The organism is Pseudomonas sp. LB3P25, from assembly GCF_054897985.1.
Genome location: NZ_CM142711.1, coordinates 3728708 through 3746846, shown reverse-complemented (window position 1 = coordinate 3746846; position 18139 = coordinate 3728708). Strand labels below are relative to the sequence as shown.

General features: G+C 53.6%; 21 protein-coding genes. All 21 read left to right on the top strand.

Annotated elements, in window-relative coordinates:
• Positions 1–22: 22 nt before the first annotated feature.
• The 21 genes from ACYZTW_RS16990 (at position 23) to ACYZTW_RS16890 (ending at position 17955) form a co-directional block, all read left to right on the top strand.
• On the top strand, positions 23–1138 hold the full coding sequence (locus tag ACYZTW_RS16990) for a branched-chain amino acid ABC transporter substrate-binding protein (RefSeq protein ID WP_462000973.1): 1116 nt from the start codon (positions 23–25) through the stop codon (positions 1136–1138).
• Positions 1139–1218: 80 nt separating this feature from the next.
• Entirely contained in the window at positions 1219–2133 is a 915-nt protein-coding gene (locus ACYZTW_RS16985) for an ABC transporter permease subunit (protein WP_415769016.1), read from the top strand.
• A gap of 2 nt (positions 2134–2135) precedes the next feature.
• Positions 2136–3467, top strand: coding sequence for a high-affinity branched-chain amino acid ABC transporter permease LivM (gene livM, locus ACYZTW_RS16980; RefSeq protein ID WP_462000972.1), 1332 nt, complete (start codon positions 2136–2138; stop codon positions 3465–3467).
• Positions 3467–4342 carry an ABC transporter ATP-binding protein gene (locus ACYZTW_RS16975; RefSeq protein ID WP_415769018.1) on the top strand — a complete coding sequence of 292 codons (876 nt, stop codon included), beginning with the start codon at positions 3467–3469 and terminating at the stop codon, positions 4340–4342. The genes livM and ACYZTW_RS16975 overlap by 1 nt, the downstream gene beginning before the upstream one ends.
• Positions 4339–5055, top strand: a complete 717-nt coding sequence (locus ACYZTW_RS16970) for an ABC transporter ATP-binding protein (RefSeq protein ID WP_462000971.1) — start codon at positions 4339–4341, stop codon at positions 5053–5055. Before ACYZTW_RS16975 ends, ACYZTW_RS16970 begins: the two co-directional genes overlap by 4 nt.
• Positions 5056–5057: 2 nt before the next feature.
• A complete protein-coding gene (gene lhpI, locus ACYZTW_RS16965; RefSeq protein WP_415769019.1) occupies positions 5058–5972 on the top strand; it encodes a bifunctional Delta(1)-pyrroline-2-carboxylate/Delta(1)-piperideine-2-carboxylate reductase in 915 nt (304 codons plus the stop codon).
• Positions 5860–7215, top strand: coding sequence for an NAD(P)/FAD-dependent oxidoreductase (locus ACYZTW_RS16960; RefSeq protein ID WP_462005775.1), 1356 nt, complete (start codon positions 5860–5862; stop codon positions 7213–7215). The genes lhpI and ACYZTW_RS16960 overlap by 113 nt, the downstream gene beginning before the upstream one ends.
• A 73-nt stretch (positions 7216–7288) precedes the next feature.
• Entirely contained in the window at positions 7289–8065 is a 777-nt protein-coding gene (locus ACYZTW_RS16955; RefSeq protein WP_123364314.1) for an SDR family NAD(P)-dependent oxidoreductase, read from the top strand.
• Positions 8066–8074: 9 nt separating this feature from the next.
• Entirely contained in the window at positions 8075–8743 is a 669-nt protein-coding gene (gene pxpB, locus ACYZTW_RS16950) for a 5-oxoprolinase subunit PxpB (RefSeq protein ID WP_415769020.1), read from the top strand.
• On the top strand, positions 8740–9690 hold the full coding sequence (locus ACYZTW_RS16945; RefSeq protein ID WP_462000970.1) for a 5-oxoprolinase subunit C family protein: 951 nt from the start codon (positions 8740–8742) through the stop codon (positions 9688–9690). The genes pxpB and ACYZTW_RS16945 overlap by 4 nt, the downstream gene beginning before the upstream one ends.
• Before the next feature lie 36 nt (positions 9691–9726).
• Positions 9727–10497, top strand: coding sequence for a LamB/YcsF family protein (locus ACYZTW_RS16940; protein WP_462000969.1), 771 nt, complete (start codon positions 9727–9729; stop codon positions 10495–10497).
• Positions 10498–10508: 11 nt separating this feature from the next.
• The gene (accB, locus tag ACYZTW_RS16935; RefSeq protein ID WP_462000968.1) at positions 10509–11009 is read left to right on the top strand and encodes an acetyl-CoA carboxylase biotin carboxyl carrier protein; all 501 of its coding nucleotides are present in this window, start codon (positions 10509–10511) and stop codon (positions 11007–11009) included.
• Positions 11002–12372 carry an acetyl-CoA carboxylase biotin carboxylase subunit gene (accC, locus tag ACYZTW_RS16930; RefSeq protein WP_462000967.1) on the top strand — a complete coding sequence of 457 codons (1371 nt, stop codon included), beginning with the start codon at positions 11002–11004 and terminating at the stop codon, positions 12370–12372. Before accB ends, accC begins: the two co-directional genes overlap by 8 nt.
• A complete protein-coding gene (locus tag ACYZTW_RS16925; RefSeq protein ID WP_462000966.1) occupies positions 12369–12764 on the top strand; it encodes a biotin/lipoyl-containing protein in 396 nt (131 codons plus the stop codon). Before accC ends, ACYZTW_RS16925 begins: the two co-directional genes overlap by 4 nt.
• An 18-nt stretch (positions 12765–12782) precedes the next feature.
• A complete protein-coding gene (locus ACYZTW_RS16920) occupies positions 12783–13388 on the top strand; it encodes a TetR/AcrR family transcriptional regulator (protein ID WP_462000965.1) in 606 nt (201 codons plus the stop codon).
• Positions 13385–14662 (top strand): aminotransferase class I/II-fold pyridoxal phosphate-dependent enzyme, encoded by a 1278-nt coding sequence (locus ACYZTW_RS16915; RefSeq protein WP_462000964.1) that lies wholly within the window; start codon positions 13385–13387, stop codon positions 14660–14662. Before ACYZTW_RS16920 ends, ACYZTW_RS16915 begins: the two co-directional genes overlap by 4 nt.
• Before the next feature lie 29 nt (positions 14663–14691).
• Complete coding sequence (locus ACYZTW_RS16910) at positions 14692–15258, top strand: adenine nucleotide alpha hydrolase family protein (RefSeq protein ID WP_462000963.1); 567 nt, start codon at positions 14692–14694, stop codon at positions 15256–15258.
• An 86-nt stretch (positions 15259–15344) separates the two neighbouring features.
• Positions 15345–16139: an NAD(P)H-dependent oxidoreductase gene (locus ACYZTW_RS16905; protein ID WP_462000962.1), complete on the top strand. Its 795-nt coding sequence runs from the start codon at positions 15345–15347 to the stop codon at positions 16137–16139.
• A complete protein-coding gene (locus tag ACYZTW_RS16900; protein ID WP_462000961.1) occupies positions 16139–16591 on the top strand; it encodes a VOC family protein in 453 nt (150 codons plus the stop codon). The genes ACYZTW_RS16905 and ACYZTW_RS16900 overlap by 1 nt, the downstream gene beginning before the upstream one ends.
• Before the next feature lie 234 nt (positions 16592–16825).
• Positions 16826–17341 (top strand): thiamine pyrophosphate-binding protein, encoded by a 516-nt coding sequence (locus ACYZTW_RS16895; RefSeq protein ID WP_415769031.1) that lies wholly within the window; start codon positions 16826–16828, stop codon positions 17339–17341.
• An 8-nt stretch (positions 17342–17349) separates the two neighbouring features.
• Positions 17350–17955, top strand: a complete 606-nt coding sequence (locus ACYZTW_RS16890; protein WP_415769032.1) for a thiamine pyrophosphate-dependent enzyme — start codon at positions 17350–17352, stop codon at positions 17953–17955.
• Positions 17956–18139 lie beyond the last annotated feature (184 nt).

The following is an 18139-nucleotide window of genomic DNA, read 5'->3' as shown; positions in this document are numbered from 1 at the left end:
GTTCTACCTTGGAGCGAGCGATATGAGTGGTAAAGCGAAACCGTTTTTGGTGAGTACAACCTTGGCAGCTGCGTTAGTCAGCGGTGTCGTTCATGCCGATGTGGTGATCGGTGTGGCTGGGCCCTTTACGGGTACCTATGCGGCTTACGGGGATCAGGTCTGGCGAGGGGCGCAAGCTGCCGCTGAAGCCATAAATAACGATGGCGGTATCAATGGCGAGAAAATTCGCCTAGTTAAGGGCGACGACGCTTGTGACCCAAAACAAGCTGTCGCTGTAGCGAACCGACTGATCGAATCAGACAAAGTGGTCGCAGTGGTCGGTCACTTCTGTTCGTCATCAGTTATTCCGACGAATGAGATTTACGCCGATGCTGGAGTCATCAGCATTAGTCCGGCAGCAACCAACCCTAAAGTGACTGAGCGTGGGTTGCCGACAGTTTTCCGCAACTGCGGACGCGATGACCAACAAGGCATCGTCGCTGGCGATTACATCGCTGATGTCCTCAAAGCCAAGCGAGTTGCGATCATTCATGACAAGGATACGTACGGTCAGGGCCTGGCCGACGCGACAAAGATTGAGCTCAACAAAAAGGGTGTGAAGGAAGTGCTTTATGAGGGATTGACCCGCGGAGAAAAGGACTTCAATGCCCTCGTTACAAAGATTCGTTCGACCGATCCCGAAGTGGTCTATTTCGGTGGTTTGCACCCGGAAGCTGGCCCGCTTGTACGGCAGTTGCGTGAGCAGGGTGTGACAGCGAAATTCATTTCTGGTGATGGCATCGTAACTGATGAGCTGGTCAGCGCCGCTGGTGGGGCTCAGTACGTGAATGGCGTGTTGATGACATTCGGAGCCGATCCACGTAACAACCCTGCGGGCAAAGCGGTTGTTGAAAAATTCCGAGCTAATGGCTACGAGCCAGAAGGCTACACCCTGTATTCCTATTCTTCGGTTCAAGCATTAGCAGCAGCGTTCAGTGCGAACAAAAGCACCAACGGTGAGAAGGCTTCTGTTTGGTTAAAGAGCCATCCGGTACCTACCGCAATTGGAAACAAAGAGTGGGACAAGAATGGTGATCTGAAAGTTTCCGATTATGTGATGTACCAGTGGGGCCCCGACGGCAAATACAAACAACTTTGACCGGGTGCTCACTTGCCTCGACCCGTTAACGGGTCGAGTGCAGGGTGCGTATTACTCAATTCACTGACGGAATTCTAATCGTGGACGGCATCTTTCTTCAGCAGATGGTGAATGGCCTGACGCTTGGCTCTGTGTATGGGCTGATTGCGATCGGATACACCATGGTCTACGGCATTATCGGGATGATCAATTTCGCCCATGGCGATGTTTATATGGTCTCTGCGTATTTGGCCGCTATCGGGCTGGCAGTATTTTCTTTTTTTGGCGTCCAGTCATTCCCCTTCCTCATTCTGGGCACCCTAGTTTTCACGATCGTAGTCACCGGTGTGTATGGTTTGGTGATTGAGCGCGTGGCCTATAAACCACTTCGTAACTCAACGCGATTGGCGCCGTTGATTAGTGCCATAGGCATGTCTCTGATCCTGCAGAACTACGTGCAGATAAGCCAAGGGGCGCGCCAGCAGGGTGTGCCCACCTTGCTTGAAGGGGCGGTGAAGTTTTCGATCGGCACTGGCTTTGTTCAGCTTACCTACACCAAGATTTTCATCCTGATTGCAGCTTTCATCGGCATGGCGATCCTCACGTGGCTAATCAAGTGCACGAAGCTTGGACGGATGTGCCGCGCCGTGCAGCAAGACCGAAAAATGGCATCGATTCTGGGGATCAATACGGATCGAGTTATTTCTTACGTATTCATCATTGGCGCTGCCATGGCTGCTTTAGCAGGTGTTCTGATCACCATGAACTACGGCACGTTTGATTTTTATGCAGGTTTCATCATCGGCATAAAAGCATTCACAGCAGCAGTACTCGGTGGGATCGGGTCGTTACCAGGAGCCATGTTCGGTGGCTTGATATTGGGTGTCGCTGAGTCGCAATTCGCAGGGATGGTCAACAGTGATTACAAGGACGTTTTCAGCTTCGCGCTGCTGGTACTCATCCTGATCCTGCGACCACAAGGCCTGCTTGGCCGTCCCCTAGTTACAAAGGTGTGAGCATGTCTTCCATAACCCTGAATAAAGCACTAGGGAATGAAGCGCATCGCTTCAAATCCTACGATATCAAAAAAAGCCTTATCGAGACTTTGGTCGCTGGCCTCTTGGCGTTGATCGTTTTTGGCCCGGTTGTGGGTGTCGTTCTGGACGGTTATAGCTTCAACTGGCAACCCGCTCGAGTAGCCTGGATGACAGCGATTGTCATGGCTGGACGTTTGGCGTTGAGCCTGTTCCTACAAACTCAAACAGGGCAGCGGTTATCCCATCGTTTCACTCACGCCGACAGTGGTGTGCATGTCTTAAAGCCTGATCACAGATCACGCCTGCTCTGGATCATGCCATTGGTGGTGATCGTCGCTCTGATCTTTCCTGCCTTCGCTGACAAGTACCTGATTACTGTGGTCATTCTTGGTCTGATCTACGTTCTTCTGGGGCTTGGCCTGAACATCGTGGTCGGTCTGGCCGGTCTTCTCGATTTGGGTTACGTCGGCTTTTATGCGATCGGGGCTTATGGCCTGGCATTGGGATATCAGTACCTGGGGCTCGGCTTCTGGTCTGTGTTGCCCCTGGCCGCTATTGCTGCCGGGTTCGCGGGTTGCCTATTGGGCTTTCCGGTGTTGCGGCTGCATGGCGATTATCTGGCCATCGTGACCTTGGGCTTCGGTGAAATCATTCGTCTGGTGCTCAATAACTGGCTGTCCTTCACTGGCGGCCCTAATGGCCTACCAGTGCCCGCACCTACATTCATGGGCATTGAGTTCGGCAGGCAGGCGAAAGAGGGGGGAACACCGATCCATCAATTGTTGGGCATGGATTACAACCCCAACCTCAAATTCATCTTCATTTACCTCGTGCTGTTCTTGGTGGTGCTGGCTGTGCTGTACATCAAACATCGCCTTACCCGCATGCCGATCGGTCGCGCATGGGAGGCCTTGCGTGAAGATGAAATCGCCTGCCGCTCCATGGGTCTGAACCACGTCCTGGTCAAGCTATCGGCATTCGCCATTGGTGCCTCGACCGCAGGTCTGGCGGGTGTGTTTTTTGCCAGCTATCAGGGCTTCGTCAACCCGACCTCGTTCACCTTCTTCGAGTCTGCGCTGATTCTCGCCATCGTTGTTCTCGGCGGCATGGGTTCCACGGTTGGCGTGGTGATTGCGGCGTTTGTGCTGACTGTTGCGCCGGAGATGTTACGCAGCTTCGCAGAGTACCGCGTGCTGCTGTTCGGCGTTTTGATGGTGCTGATGATGATGTGGCGGCCACGGGGGCTGATCCGTGTCAGCCGTACCGGTGTACGCCCACGTAAAGGCGTGATGGCCAAAGTAGAGGGTGCGTGATGAGCGACGAAATCGTTCTGTCCGTCGAAAACCTGATGATGCACTTCGGTGGTATCAAGGCCCTAAGCGACGTCAGCCTGGAGGTGCGCCGCAATTCAATCTTTGCCTTGATCGGCCCCAATGGTGCTGGCAAGACCACCGTCTTCAACTGCCTGACGGGTTTCTACAAGGCAACAGGCGGGCGCATAGAGCTTAATGCTCGCGGCAAGAAGACCAATGTCATTCAGTTGCTCGGTGAACAATTTCTCCCCACCGACTTCATCTCACCCAACCGCTTCGCCAGACGTCTGTTCTACAAGATGTTCGGCGGTACGCACCTGGTGAACCGTGCAGGGCTTGCGCGGACATTCCAGAACATTCGCCTGTTCAAGGAAATGTCCGTTATCGAGAACCTTTTGGTCGCCCAGCACATGTGGGTCAACCGCAGCATGGTTGCAGGGATCCTCAACACCAAGGGTTACCGCAAGGCTGAGGAGGACGCCATGAACACCGCTTTCTACTGGCTGGAAGTGGTCGATCTGGTGGATTGCGCCAATCGGTTGGCTGGTGAACTTTCCTACGGTCAGCAGCGCCGTCTGGAAATCGCCCGCGCCATGTGCACGCGTCCGCAGGTGATATGCCTGGACGAACCCGCTGCCGGTCTAAACCCACAGGAGACCGAAGCACTCAGCGGCATGATTCGCTACCTGCGCGACGACCATGACATGACCGTCGTGCTGATCGAGCATGACATGGGCATGGTCATGGGGATTTCTGACGATATCGTCGTGCTCGACCACGGCAACGTAATCGCTAAGGGTAAGCCGGAACAGATCCGCAACGATCCAAAAGTGATTGCCGCGTATCTGGGCGCAGATGAGGAGGAGTTGGTATGAGTAAGCCGATCCTCGAACTGAAAGACATCGATGTTTACTACGGGCCGATTCAGGCACTGAAGAAGGTTTCGCTGGCAATTAATGAAGGCGAAACGGTCAGTTTGATCGGCTCCAACGGCGCGGGTAAGTCCACGTTGCTTATGTCGATCTTCGGCCAGCCGCGCGCCGCTCAAGGGCAGATCGTCTTTCAAGGCACTGACATCACCCACAAATCGTCGCACTACATTGCCTCTAACGGCATTGCGCAGTCGCCGGAAGGTCGCCGTGTGTTCCCCGATATGTCGGTGGAAGAGAATTTGATGATGGGCACCATCCCGATCGGGGACAAGCACGCCGGTGAAGACATGCAACGCATGTTCGAACTGTTCCCGCGCCTCAAGGAACGTCGCAACCAGCGAGCGATGACTATGTCCGGCGGTGAACAGCAAATGCTCGCCATCGCACGAGCGCTGATGAGCCGGCCCAAGTTGTTGCTGCTGGATGAGCCAAGTCTGGGGCTGGCCCCCATCGTCGTTAAACAGATTTTCTCCACTCTGCGTGAGCTTGCGAAAACCGGCATGACCATCTTCCTGGTGGAGCAGAACGCAAACCATGCGCTGAAGCTGTCAGACCGCGCCTACGTAATGGTCAACGGTGAGATTCGATTGACTGGCACCGGTCAAGAACTACTGACCAATGATGAAGTCCGCAATGCCTATTTGGGAGGACACTGAATATGGCGCTCCAAGTCCTGAACGAGTTGCAAACAGCCGCCTTACTTCCATTCCCGTCATTGTGCGATTTCATCGCCGATGCTGCTCGTGACTATGCGGGCGAGCGGATAACGAGCCCGACGCGGCAGGTTCTCCCTCTTTTGGATGATGCACTGCTTCTCTCGATGCCGGCGACATCTTCGGATATCGGCATACATAAGTTGGTTAACTTTGCGCCCGGCAACAGCCAAAAAGGGTTGCCCCTGATTCATGGACTTGTTGCTGTGTATTCGTCGGCGACCGGTGAGCCTTTGCTGGTCTTGGATGGGCCTACTGTGACAGCCCGACGCACGGCTTGCGTTTCAATGCTTGCGATCAAAAGTCTCAGAAACGATGCCAGACACGTAGCGCTGATTGGGACAGGCAAGCAGGCAGCTGGACATATCGAAGCGTTGTCTGAGCTATTCCCGGGGATCAAAGTCGATGTTCATGGCAGAAGCAAGGAAGGTGTTGAGAAGTTTTGCGACCAATTTGCACACTTAACGCTTCGGATTTCTGCTCAGAGCGCGGGAATCCGAGATGAGGCCCAGGTCGTTATTGCGTTGACTTCGAGCAAGCGCCCGATTTACCACGAAGTAGCTCGTCCAGGTCGGCTGCTTATCGGTGTGGGTGCATTTAATGCCGAAATGGCCGAGTTCGCTCCAGAGTGTGTCAACGCCAGTCAGTTGTTTGCCGACGACCCAGTGGGTGCTCGCCATGAAGCTGGAGACTTGATTCAGGCTGACGTGAACTGGAAAACAGTGTTGTCGCTTGCTGATGCTGTCGATGGTCGATTCGACTCAACGAAGGCGTCTCTTTTCAAGAGCGTCGGCTGCGCTGCATGGGATCTCGCTGCGGGCCGTTGTGCAATCGCGACCCAGGGGGCCAAACGTGACTAGGACTTCAGGCTGTGACGCGTTAGTGGTCGGCGCCGGTGTGGTTGGGATAGCGGCTGCTTTGCAGCTACAGCTTGCCGGGCTGGAGGTCTTGCTCCTGGATCAGAACCCACCTGCGAGTGGGACGTCCTCAGGTAACGCGGGTGCAATCGCAATCAGTGAAGTGCTTCCGCTAGCTGACGCCAAAACGTTACGTAAAATTCCTGGCTGGTTGTTCGATCCAATGGGGCCCTTGGCCGTACGCTGGCGACATCTTCCAACCTTGGCACCTTGGTTGAGCAGATATTTGCTGGCCAGTCGGGCAGGGAGCGTTAGCAAGCTGACTCAACAGCTTGCCTATCTATTGGGACGGACACTTTCCGACCTTCAACCTTTGGTTGTTCGTAGCGGGTTGGATGGCATGTGGCGTCGGCAAGGAGCTCTGATGGTCTACGCCACTCAGAAGGAGCTTCGCGCCGATCTTGAGGGATGGAAGTTACGTGGCAAGCACGGCGTCAACTGGCAGCTATGTAATCCTGAGCAAGTTTACAGCCTTGAGCCCGCGCTCTCGGCACAGTGGCGAAATGCCGTTTCTATCACCGACTTTTCCCATGTCGAGGATCCTTATCTATTCACCATGGGGCTGTTCCAGCAGTTCATTACCGAGGGTGGACGATTTGAACAGCATCCCGTGGCAGCCCTACGGCAACAGGGTGGGAAAGTTACTGGCGTGATGCTTCGTGACGGCCAGACCATCGACTCGTCAAGAGTCATCGTTGCCAGTGGCGTCTGGAGTGATCACTTCTCAAAACCGATCTCCCAGCATCTGCCTTTGGAAAGTGAACGTGGCTATCACCTGACACTGCCCCATGCACAAAGCCCACTTAAGAGATACGTGATGAATCACTCGGAGAGCTTCGTTGTTCTTCCGATGGGTAATGGTGCGTTGCGGCTTGCCGGAACTGTTGAATTGGCAAGTCGCTACGCAGCCCCAGATTATCGACGAGCACGAATGCTCTTGAGCAAAGCCGAGTCGATGCTTGGGACGTTGAACACTGAGGGCATGACTGAGTGGATGGGGAATCGCCCTTCAGTACCTGAAACCGTTCCAGTCATCGGCCCCTCTGCAAAAGTGGATCAACTTTATTTCGCCACCGGGCACGGTCACCTCGGACTGACGCTCAGCGCGACCACGGGTGCCATGTTGCGTGACCACATAGTTGGCAAGCAACCGATACCCGAAGAGTACTGGCCGAGCCGCTATTGAGCGGGATAGGTCGGGCTACATGCCAAAACACTTCGAAAAATGATGTCGATTATCTCAAGTAACGGGAGTAGCTATGAAACATGCAAACAAGGTCGCACTGGTAACGGGTGCTGCGCAGGGCTTGGGCTTGGCTTGTGCCGAGCGCTTTTTGGCTGACGGCGCCAAGGTTGTGTTGGTCGATGTACAAGAGGACAAAGTTCGTGCACAGGCCGAACGCCTAGGTGAAAACGCAACCTGGTATGCCGCGGATCTGAGCGATATTTCCTCAGCCATGGCCAAGGCCATTGTAGCGAAGGCAGTGGATCACTTTGGCTCGCTGGATATTGTCGTAAACAACGCCGGAATTATCATCACCGCGGACTTCGTTGACTATCCCGAAGACGCCTTTGATAAAACTCAGCGCGTTAACCTGAAGTCTCCTTTCTTGATCGGCCAAGCTGCAGCCCGCGTCATGATCGAAAAGGGCATCAAAGGTTCGATCATCAACATGTCGTCCATCAATGCTGTGCTCGCCAACCCTACAGCGGTTGCTTATGCAGTTTCGAAAGGTGGAATCAAGCAGCTGACAGCCGTTATGGCCGTTGGTTTGATCTCGCATGGAATCCGGGTCAACGCGATCGGCCCAGGAACGATTGCGACCGATCTGGTGATGAACTCGGTAATGGCCAGCCCTGCACAGCGGCACACCGTGTTGTCTCGCACTCCAATTGCACGCGTAGGTCAAGCGTCAGAGGTGGCTAGTGTTGCCTCGTTCCTGGCGAGTGAGGACGCATCTTATATCGTTGGTCAAACAATCTATCCCGATGGCGGTCGCTTGATCCTGAACTACACCGTTCCTGTTAACGAGTGAGTTGCTGACATGTCCTCTCTCGATCCCATGCCAAAAATCTGCATTGCAGGCAGCCAAGGTTTGTTTCTTGATGCCGCCTCAATTGGATTCAGTGAGCCAATACAGCAGCGAGTGCTTGCAACGGCGAATCTGGTTGCTCATTTGCCCGGCGTACGCGAAGTCGTACCCGGGATGAACAACCTGCTGATCGTTTATTCAGCGACTGAAACTTCAGTCGGTGTGCTAACCGAGCAACTACTTCATGCCTGGTCGCATGTGACTGTTGATGAGCAAGTGGGGCGAGAGATCGACGTACCAGTTATCTATGGCGGGCAACAGGGTGAGGATTTGGCCGTCATTGCCGAGCTGGCAAAGATCGATGTTCAAACCTTCATAGGGTTGCACAGCGAGGCGGTTTATCGGGTTGCCTGTGTTGGTGCTATGCCAGGTTTCCCATACCTGTCTGGGTTGAACCCTAGAATCGCAACTCCCCGTCGCTCGGTGCCTCGGATGCGGCTGGAGGAGGGAGCAATCATTATTGGTGGTGCCCAGGCTGGGATCATGCCGTGCTCGGCCCCTTCCGGTTGGCACGTCATTGGTCGAACAGAACTGAAATTATTCGACCAGCAGCGTGAGTCGCCTTCGTTCTTGCAACCAGGCGATCGCGTTCGCTTCAGCATTGCTGGAATTGAATCATGATCGAAATCCTATCTACTGGCGCCTTGAACTCTGTTCAGGATTTGGGGCGCAAGGGTTACCTCAATATTGGTGTTGGCCAATCTGGCGCTATGGACAGACTTGCGCTAAGCACGGCCAACATCATGGTGGGCAACCCTACAGATTTCGCAGGACTGGAGATCGTCCTTTTCCCTGCGCGTCTCAGATTCATAACCGACAGTCGCTTTGCACTAACTGGCGCGGATGCGCTGGCTCATTTGGATGGTTTTGAGTTGCCACCGAACTGGGTCTGTGATGGCAAAGCGGGACAGACATTGATTATTCAAGCCCCACGTCGGGGAGCACGCGTTTACTTGGCCTTTGCAGGGGGCATCGATGTTCCTGTGCTATTGGGGTCACGTGCGACGGATCTGAAAAGCGGTTATGGCGGGCTTGAGGGCCGTGGACTCATTCGTGGCGATCAACTTTCGTTGAATTTACCTCGGGCGAAAAGTACCGGCAGCTGCGGGCTCGCTGGTGTTCGTGAATTGCCATCGTTGACTACAGCAACCGTCATCCGCGTATTGCCTGCGGCTCAGTATGAGGATTTCGAGGACGAGGCCCGTGAGCGATTTTTCTCGGAGCCCTGGCAGGTCACTCAGGAAGCCAATCGCATGGGCATGCGACTGAGCGGTTCGGAGCTCAAGTTGCGCAGTCCGCTGGAGCTTCTGTCGCACGGAATTCTCCCCGGCACCGTTCAAGTACCTCCTTCTGGCCAACCCATTATTCAGATGGCAGAGGCCAATACGTGTGGTGGCTACCCAAAAATTGCCAACGTCATCGACGCGGACTTGTCGCTGCTCGCTCAAGCGCCGGTCGGCAGCAAACTGCGGTTTCTGGAGATTGATCTGGCTGAAGCTATCGAAGCTCAGAAGCAGCTGGATCTTGAACTCAATTCGCTGGAACGGACGTTGGGTCTGACCCTTTGACTGGCCGGCAGGCCCACTTTTTACGAGAATATTTTCATGTCACAGCATTCATTGACGGTCGATTTGAACTCGGACATGGGCGAAGGTTTTGGCGCGTATACGATGGGCGATGATGAGGCCATCTTGAACATCGTCAGCTCTGCCAATATCGCCTGCGGCTTTCACGGCGGCGACCCCGACATCATGGCCGCTACTTATGCGATGGCAAAGGAACGGGGAGTCGCCGTGGGCGCACATCCCGGTTTTCCTGATCTGTGGGGGTTTGGCCGGCGGAATATTCCTTTCTCGGCATCAGAAATAGAGCGGTTAGTGGCGTACCAGATAGGTGCATCGCAAGCGATGGCGAGCTATTCCGGCCATACGCTCACGCACGTTAAGGCTCATGGAGCTCTTGGGAATCTGACGCAAACTGATCCGGATGTCGCTGCAGCAGTATGTCGCGCTATCCATGCTGTAGACCCTTCTTTGATCTGCCTGGTCATTGCCCTGGGACACCAGGCGCGTATTGCTGCCGAAATGGGCCTTGAAGTGCGCTCGGAGATTTTTGCCGATCGTGCTTATACCGAGGATGGGCATCTCGTCTCGCGCAAATTGCCTGGCGCGGTAATCCACGACCCTAACGAAGCAGCAGATCGGGTTGTACGAATGGTGCGTGCTCAAGGCATCGAAACCATCTCAGGCAAGATCATTCCATGCCCCATCGATTCAATTTGCGTGCATAGCGATACGCCGACTGCTGTCGCAATCGCCGCCCATGTGCGAAGCACTCTGGAAACCCAAAACATTGTCATTGCCAGTTTCGTTTGAGCGTTAAGCGAATGACTGACGGTATCGTCAAAGCGAGAAAAGATATGAACATAGAGTTTATCGAGCGCCTGATCGAAATTGTCGAACGCTCGGGAGTAGCGGAGCTGGAATATAGCGAGGGAGACAGTCGCGTCCGGCTCGGCTTGCACGGTCTGAGCGTTGGCGCTCCCACTCAGCGTGAGTTGGTTACTGCCAAAAGCACTAGCGCGCCAACCGAAGAGGGCTCGATAGCAATTCCATCTGTGTCATCGGATAAGCCCGGCTATTCAGTGTCGTCCAGTTTGGTCGGAATTTTTTATCGTTCGCCTTCACCAGACAAGCCACCCTTTGTTGAGGTGGGGGATGTTGTCGAAGAAGGGCAGACGCTGGCAATCGTTGAGGCCATGAAGATGCTCAATCCCATTGAGGCTGATCGCAGCGGTCGCATTGTTGCGATCCTTAAAAATGACGGCGAGATGATTGAAGCCGGTAGCCCTTTGTTCACAATCGAGGCGATGGACGATCATGAGTAAGCCGCTATTTGACAGTGTACTTATCGCCAACCGCGGTGAAATCGCATTACGTGTGTTGCGTGCTGCCAGGGACATAGGGTTGCGAACTATCGCAGTGCACTCCCAAGCTGATGCAGGTCTGCGCCATGTGGCATTGGCTGACCAAGCCATATGCATCGGCCCGGCTGCGGCAAGTGAAAGTTACCTGAATTCCAAGCGCTTGCTTCAAGCAGCGAAGCTGACAGACGCCGGGGCTATCCACCCGGGCTATGGTTTCCTTGCTGAAAATGCCGGGTTTGCTGCCGATATCGAAGCTGCAGGACTCGTTTTTGTTGGGCCAAGCTCCGCATCCATCCGCCTAATGGGCGATAAGGTTTCGGCCAAACAAGCGATGCTGGAGGCTGGTGTTCCGTGCGTCCCGGGCTCGCCAGGTGCGCTGCCAGATGATGCTGAGCAGGTTCGTCACATTGCTGAGACGTGTGGATATCCGCTCATTGTAAAAGCATCTGGAGGCGGTGGCGGGCGCGGTATGCGCATTGTTCGTACGCCGGCTGAGCTGAATGAATCTGTGGCCATGACCCGCGAGGAGGCCGGGCGAGCCTTTGGTAATCCTGAGGTGTATCTGGAAAAGTTTCTAGAGCATCCCCGCCACATCGAAATCCAGATTCTGGCTGACAATTTTGGCAACGCCGTATGGCTTGGGGAGCGTGACTGCTCAATGCAACGACGCCATCAGAAAATTATCGAAGAGTCCCCGGCACCAGGCGTCGATAGAGAGGCTATTGCATTCATCGGCGAGCGCTGTGTGAAGGCATGCCAACTGATTGGTTACAGGGGCGCCGGCACGTTTGAATTCCTCTATGAGAACGGTGAGTTTTTTTTCATCGAGATGAACACCCGAGTTCAAGTTGAACATCCGGTTACCGAATTGGTTACAGGGGTGGATATCGTGCGCGAACAATTGTTGATCGCTCAGGGATTCCCTCTGTCGATCAATCAAAGCCAAATCACTCTTCGGGGGCATGCGGTTGAATGCAGGATTAATGCTGAAGATCCGTTCAGTTTTGTCCCAGCCCCAGGGACTGTGAAATCTTGGCTGCCACCTGGAGGGCCAGGTATTCGCATTGATAGCCACCTGTATTCGGGCTATCAGGTACCACCCCACTATGACTCGCTCGTCGCCAAGTTTCTCGCGCATGGCGCCACGCGAGAGGAAGCCATCAACCGTATGGCCGGTGCCTTGGGAGAGGCGCAGCTCACTGGCATCAAACACAGTATCCCGTTACATCAACGCCTGATGAACGAACCAGGTTTCGTTCAAGGGGGATTCGATATTCATCATCTAGAACGCTATCTCGAACAGGATAAGGAGACGTCGAAATGAGCCCCGAATTCATCGAAAAGGTTGTGGTTCTGCTTCAAAGGCATTCTCTGAGAGCGTTTGAATTTGAGCAGGCAGGTGCCAGTTTAAGTCTCAAGTTTGACGCGAAGGCGAACGCTGTCTCACCCACTGCTCACCTTGAGGGAGTAGAGGTGAAACCCTGCAAAATTATCCACTCGCCTTCCATGGGCGTCCTGCGTCTCACTCATCCTCAGCGAGATGAGCCGTTCGTAAAAATGGGGAGTGAGATCAAGGAAGGTCAGATCATTGCGTTTCTGCAGAACGACGAGCTGCTAGAGGAAGTTAAAGCAAATTGTTCAGGAGTGCTGGTCGCGGCTGTTGCTCAAGATGGGCAAGTCATTGGCTTCGCGCAACCCCTGTTTGAAATCCGTTAACTCAAGGTTTTTATCCATATGCACCAGGCAAATGCGGTAACAACTGAGGTGGGCTCTGATCAGCTCATTGTGAACGCTGCCATTGATTTGATTATGGAAGGCGGCTTTTCTGCAATGTCGATGCGCAGTCTGGCCAGAAAGGCAGGCATGCAGGCGGGCAGCCTGTATTACCACTTTCCCAGCAAGATCGATGTGCTTGAAGAGGTGTTGGATTCCCTGCTTCAACAGCGCCTGAGCGACTGGCTGTCCATCAAGCCCAAACGTGCCAGCGCCTTAACGCAGCTCAATGCCTTCATCTCGTTCCATGTGGGTCGCGTATTGCGAAACTCTAGAGAGGAAGACCTGGTGATGCTCGAGCTTAAAAATCTAAAAGGGGCCCAGCGCGCGACCGTTGTTGCTCAAGATGAGCGATACCGCAAGGAGCTCATTGCGATTATCAAGCGAGGTGTCTCAACTGGCATTTTCAATGTTTCAGATGTCGATATTGCCGCTCGGGCGCTGCTGGGATTGTTGGCCGGAGGAGCGACTTTTATAGCTGATTCCGAATCACTCGCTGTACAGACACTTACCGAACTGTCCCGACGTTTGCTGGGTATTCAAAATAGTCAGAGGCTTAACAAATGAAACTGGATGATCTCTCCAGGGAAGATCTTTCACAGCTGCATGCGCGCGCGCAGAATGATTATATTCGCCTTTGCGAGTTGAAATTGTCGATCAGCATGGCTCGCGGGGTTCCCAGTAGCGAGCAGCTCGAACTCTCTAACAAGTTGCTAGAGCTGCCAGGGGTTGGGGATTACATCGCAGAGGACGGTACGGACTGCCGAAACTACATGGGGCAGCAAGGTATCCCTGAAGCCCGTAGGCTGTTTGCACCAGTGCTGGGTGTGCCTGAAAGCCAGGTAGTGGTCAGCGGCAACTCAAGCCTTGCGCTGATGTACGATTGTCTGTCGTTCGCCATGCGCGGAGGAGTGCCTGGATCCATTCGTCCGTGGCAGCAAGAAAAGGAGACCGTGGCCTTTCTCTGCCCTGTTCCGGGATACGATCGTCACTTCACTCTTTGCGAAGCTTTTGGCATTCGTTTGATCCCCATCCCAATGCTGGAAGATGGCCCTGATATGAGTGCAGTTCGTAGCTTGGTTGCTCGGGATGCTTCTATTCGAGGGATGTGGTGCGTTCCGAAGTACAGTAACCCTACGGGCACTATTTACAGTGATTTGGTTATTGAGGCGCTCGCTTCGATGCCTACAGCTGCGCCTGACTTCCGATTGTTTTGGGATGACGCCTACACCGTGCATCATCTGACCGACGAAGATGTTCAGATTGAAAACATTTATGAAGCGTGCACGCGAAATGGTTATCCAAATCGTGCGCTTGTCTTTGCTTCGACTTCCAAGGTCACCCAGGCTGGTGCGGGCCTCGCCATGCTTGGCAGCTCGGAAGACAACATCAAGTGGTGGTTGCAACACGCTTCGGTACGGAGTGTTGGGCCTGACAAAATAAATCAGCTCCGCCATGTACGGTTCCTGCGTGATCTGAATGGCCTCAAGGCACTGATGGATTCCCACAGGGGCCTGCTTAAACCTCGTTTCGACGCAGTGCTCGAAATCCTGGAAGCCAAGCTCGGCCAACACGGCTTTGCACAGTGGAGTACCCCTAAGGGCGGGTACTTCATCAGCGTAGATGTTTACCCGGGAACCGCGAAGCATGTCGTTGCACTAGCCAAAGCAGCGGGTGTTCAGATGACAGATGCGGGGTCATGTTTTCCCCATGGTATTGACCCACACGATCAGCAGTTGCGCATAGCGCCATCGTCACCTGCTGTTGAAGCATTGCGGGCGGCATCAGAAGTTATTTGTGCGTCGATATTACTAGCGGCTTGTGAGCAAAAGCTGTCTTAACCACTTGGTCAAAACTCACGGATTAGCAAATGAAGCTTCTGGTTTTGGCTCAGTATGCCGAAGGTGCTTTAACCCTGGAAACGCGCGCAACGATTGCCGCTGCACAGTTGCCAGGCGTTGAAGTGTATTTGCTATTGGCGGGTGAAGCGGTAAGCGAGATTGCGTTTCAAGCTGCCCAAGCTTGCGGGATTACAAAAATTTGGCTGGCTCAGCATCCGGCATACGAGCATTCGTTGCCGGCGAGCCTCGCTGCACTCATCGTAAGAGTCGTTACACAGGAGGCGCTTGCCTACAGCCATATCCTTTGCGCTTCAACTGAAGCAAGCCAACGGGTCATGGCGCATGTTTGTGCAATGCTGGACGTCGATCAACCTCTAGAAGAAAGCGCTCCCGAGTCGGTTCCAATCATCTTGGCTCGTCCCACCATGCAGCTCTTGCTGCTGGCACCTGGGAGTATTCAGCCGGTTGGTGCCACCGGCGGCGCTACACCTGTGCAGTGGCTTCCCGGGGGCTGTGCCACCTATCTTATGGGGAAGAGAAAAACACCGACTATGCAAAAAACCGCAGAAACTGGTCGAGGATCATCAAGACACTGAACCCTTTGCGGCCTAAAGTTGACCACAGATGATTCGTTTCGGCTGTTTTTTTAGGCCTCCTTTTTTCAGATCCAGAGTGGTACGTAATGAAAGCTCTCATCGTTTATGCACACCCAGAGCAGGCATCGTTCAACGCAGCGCTAAAGAACACAGCTGTGGAAACGTTGACCCGCTTAGGTCACGAAGTTGTCGTCAGCGACCTCTACGCAATGGGGTGGAATCCAGTGCTGTCGGCAGCAGATTTTGCTGACCGCGAGAATGCGGATTTCTTGGATCTCTCTCGTGAGCAAGAGCACGCGTTCGCACAGAAGAGCCAAAGTGCTGACGTTGTGCGTGAGCAGCAGAAAGTCGCTGAGGCTGACCTTGTGCTGTTCCACTTTCCAGTGTGGTGGTTCTCCATGCCTTCGATCCTGAAGGGTTGGTGCGATCGCGTGCTCAGTCGTGGCTTTGCCTATGCTGCCGGCCGCAAATACGACTCGGGCTTGTTCAAAGGCAAGAAGGCAATGCTGTGCCTGACGACAGGGACTGCATCGACACTCTATGAGCCCAACGGGATCGATGGGGATTTGCTGCATGTACTTTGGCCAATTCACAACGGCCTCCTGGCTTATACCGGCTTCTCCGTCCTACCCCCATTTGCGGCATGGATGCCAGGCCGTGTGACTGCTGAAGAGCGAGTGGCTTACCTCGCTGGCTATGCGGAGCGTCTAGAGACGTTGGAAAGTGCTGAGCCCTTGTTCATGCACCCGTGGAGTGACTACGACGAAACTCAGCGCCTTAAACCAGGTGTAGAAGCTAAATCTGGTGTGCAATGGAATCCGTTGATTGGTCAGAGCTTTGTCGAATCTGCTGATGCCTTTGCGAAAAAACAGGTGAAGTGATGAGCGGTATAAGCATCTTCAATACTCTTCATCATGTCTGCGTAATTGTTCGCGACATGGATAAGGCTGTCGCTTACTACGAGTCTCTCGGAATAGGCCCTTGGAGTGAGTTTCCTTCATTGGAAGCTTTCAAAGGGGAGTTGCTTGCTCCGAATGCTGAAGACTTTGTGAAGTTGCACTACAAATATGCAAATCTGGAAAATTTCCAGCTTCAGCTGTGCGCTCCGCCCGAAGGAAACACTCTTCAACGTCGCTTCCTTGAGGAGCGAGGTGAGGGCGTGTTTCATCTAGGGTTTACAGTTCCTGACTGCGATACCGCAGAATCCGAGGCTTTTGCTGTCGGGCTGACACCGATACTTCGCGGTCGATTGCCCAACAGAAATGGTTTTACCTACTTTGACTCCGCTGAACATGGTTCAGGTGTAACCCTTCAAGTTCGCGCAGTTAAGTAACATCAAACTTTGTTGAATATTAGCGAGATCTAAAAGTTCTCGCGAAGGAGGCTTGCTGTGAAAAACAAGGCGAGACTTAGTAGTCTGATTGAACGGTTTTTGTCAGCTTTCAGGCTGCCGGAAGGATTGTACATTGATGTTCCTGTGATTTATTGAGCAAAGTGATTTTTCTACCGCTAGCCGCGGTGGTACATGCTTTTTCTTGCCAAAAATAACAACTGGAGTTGAGCAGACGTGACGATAAATTGGCCAGAGCAAATATTTGCTGAATTTAAGAAGCTGGATGTGAAGCAAGTTGTTTATGTTCCGGATGCTGGGCATAGCAAGTTGATCCAGATGTGTGATGCTGATCCGGAAATTCACTCCGTTTCGCTGACCACAGAGGAGGAGGGTGTTGCTCAACTAGGTGGCGCTTGGGCAGGAGGGCAACGTGGCGTTCTTCTTGTTCAGTCAAGCGGTGTAGGTAACTGCATCAACATGCTTTCCTTGCAACATGAAACTCGAATGCCACTCTTCATGATTGTTACCATGAGGGGTGAATGGGGCGAGTTCAACCCATGGCAGGTAGCTATGGGTAAGTCCACTCAAGAAGTTTTGGAAGCGTCTGGTGTGTATGTATACCGCGCCGATTCTGCCGAAGAGGTCGAGGCGACGGTTAGCGCTGGCGCACGTTTCGCTTACCAGACAGGCCGTATGGTTGCAGTCCTGATTGGGCAGCGCGTCATCGGCACCAAAAACTTTAATAAGTGAGTGTGATCATGCAGGCTATTCAGAAGATTAAACCGACTCTCAATCGTCGTGAAGTCGTGGCCCGGATTTTAAAAGATCGCGGTGATGCGCTAGCTGTCACAAGCCTCGGCAACCCCACTTTCGACGTCGCTGCTGCAGGCGACTGCGCCCAGAATTTTTACTTGTGGGGGGCAATGGGTGGAGCAGTGATGTTCGGCATGGGAATAGCTCTGGCTCAGCCGACCAAACGTGTCATTGTATTTGTCGGTGACGGCGAAATGATGATGGGCCTTGGTTCGTTGGCTACAGTTGCGTGCCATCGCCCTGACAACCTCAGCATTGTCGTAATTGATAACGAGCACTATGCCGAAACTGGCATGCAGCCAGCCCATGCGGGCCGTGGTGTCAGTATCAACGCCGTCGCTACTGCCGTGGGCTTTAGCCAAAGCATTCTCGTGAATGACCAGGATGGTCTTGAGAAGGCAATCGACACACTGTATAGCCACCAGGGCCCGGTTACGCTATGTGTGAAGGTCACGACAGATCCAGCACCGACTGCGTTACCACCACGTGATGGCCCTTACCTGAGAAGTCGTTTCAGAGAAGCGCTTATGGGAAGCGCCAGTCACGTCTAATGATCTGCGTGCTCGGAACGTTTAATGCCTTGATGGCGTGCCTGCGCCATCAATGCATTTGGTTCGAAAGTGGTGACTCATTCGAGTCTCGCCAATATTTACTTTGTTGTAACCGATTAAAAAGGGAGGCCGTGGGCGCCCTTATTCGCGTTGGGTCGAGTTGTAACCGCTTCTCAGGTGGAGA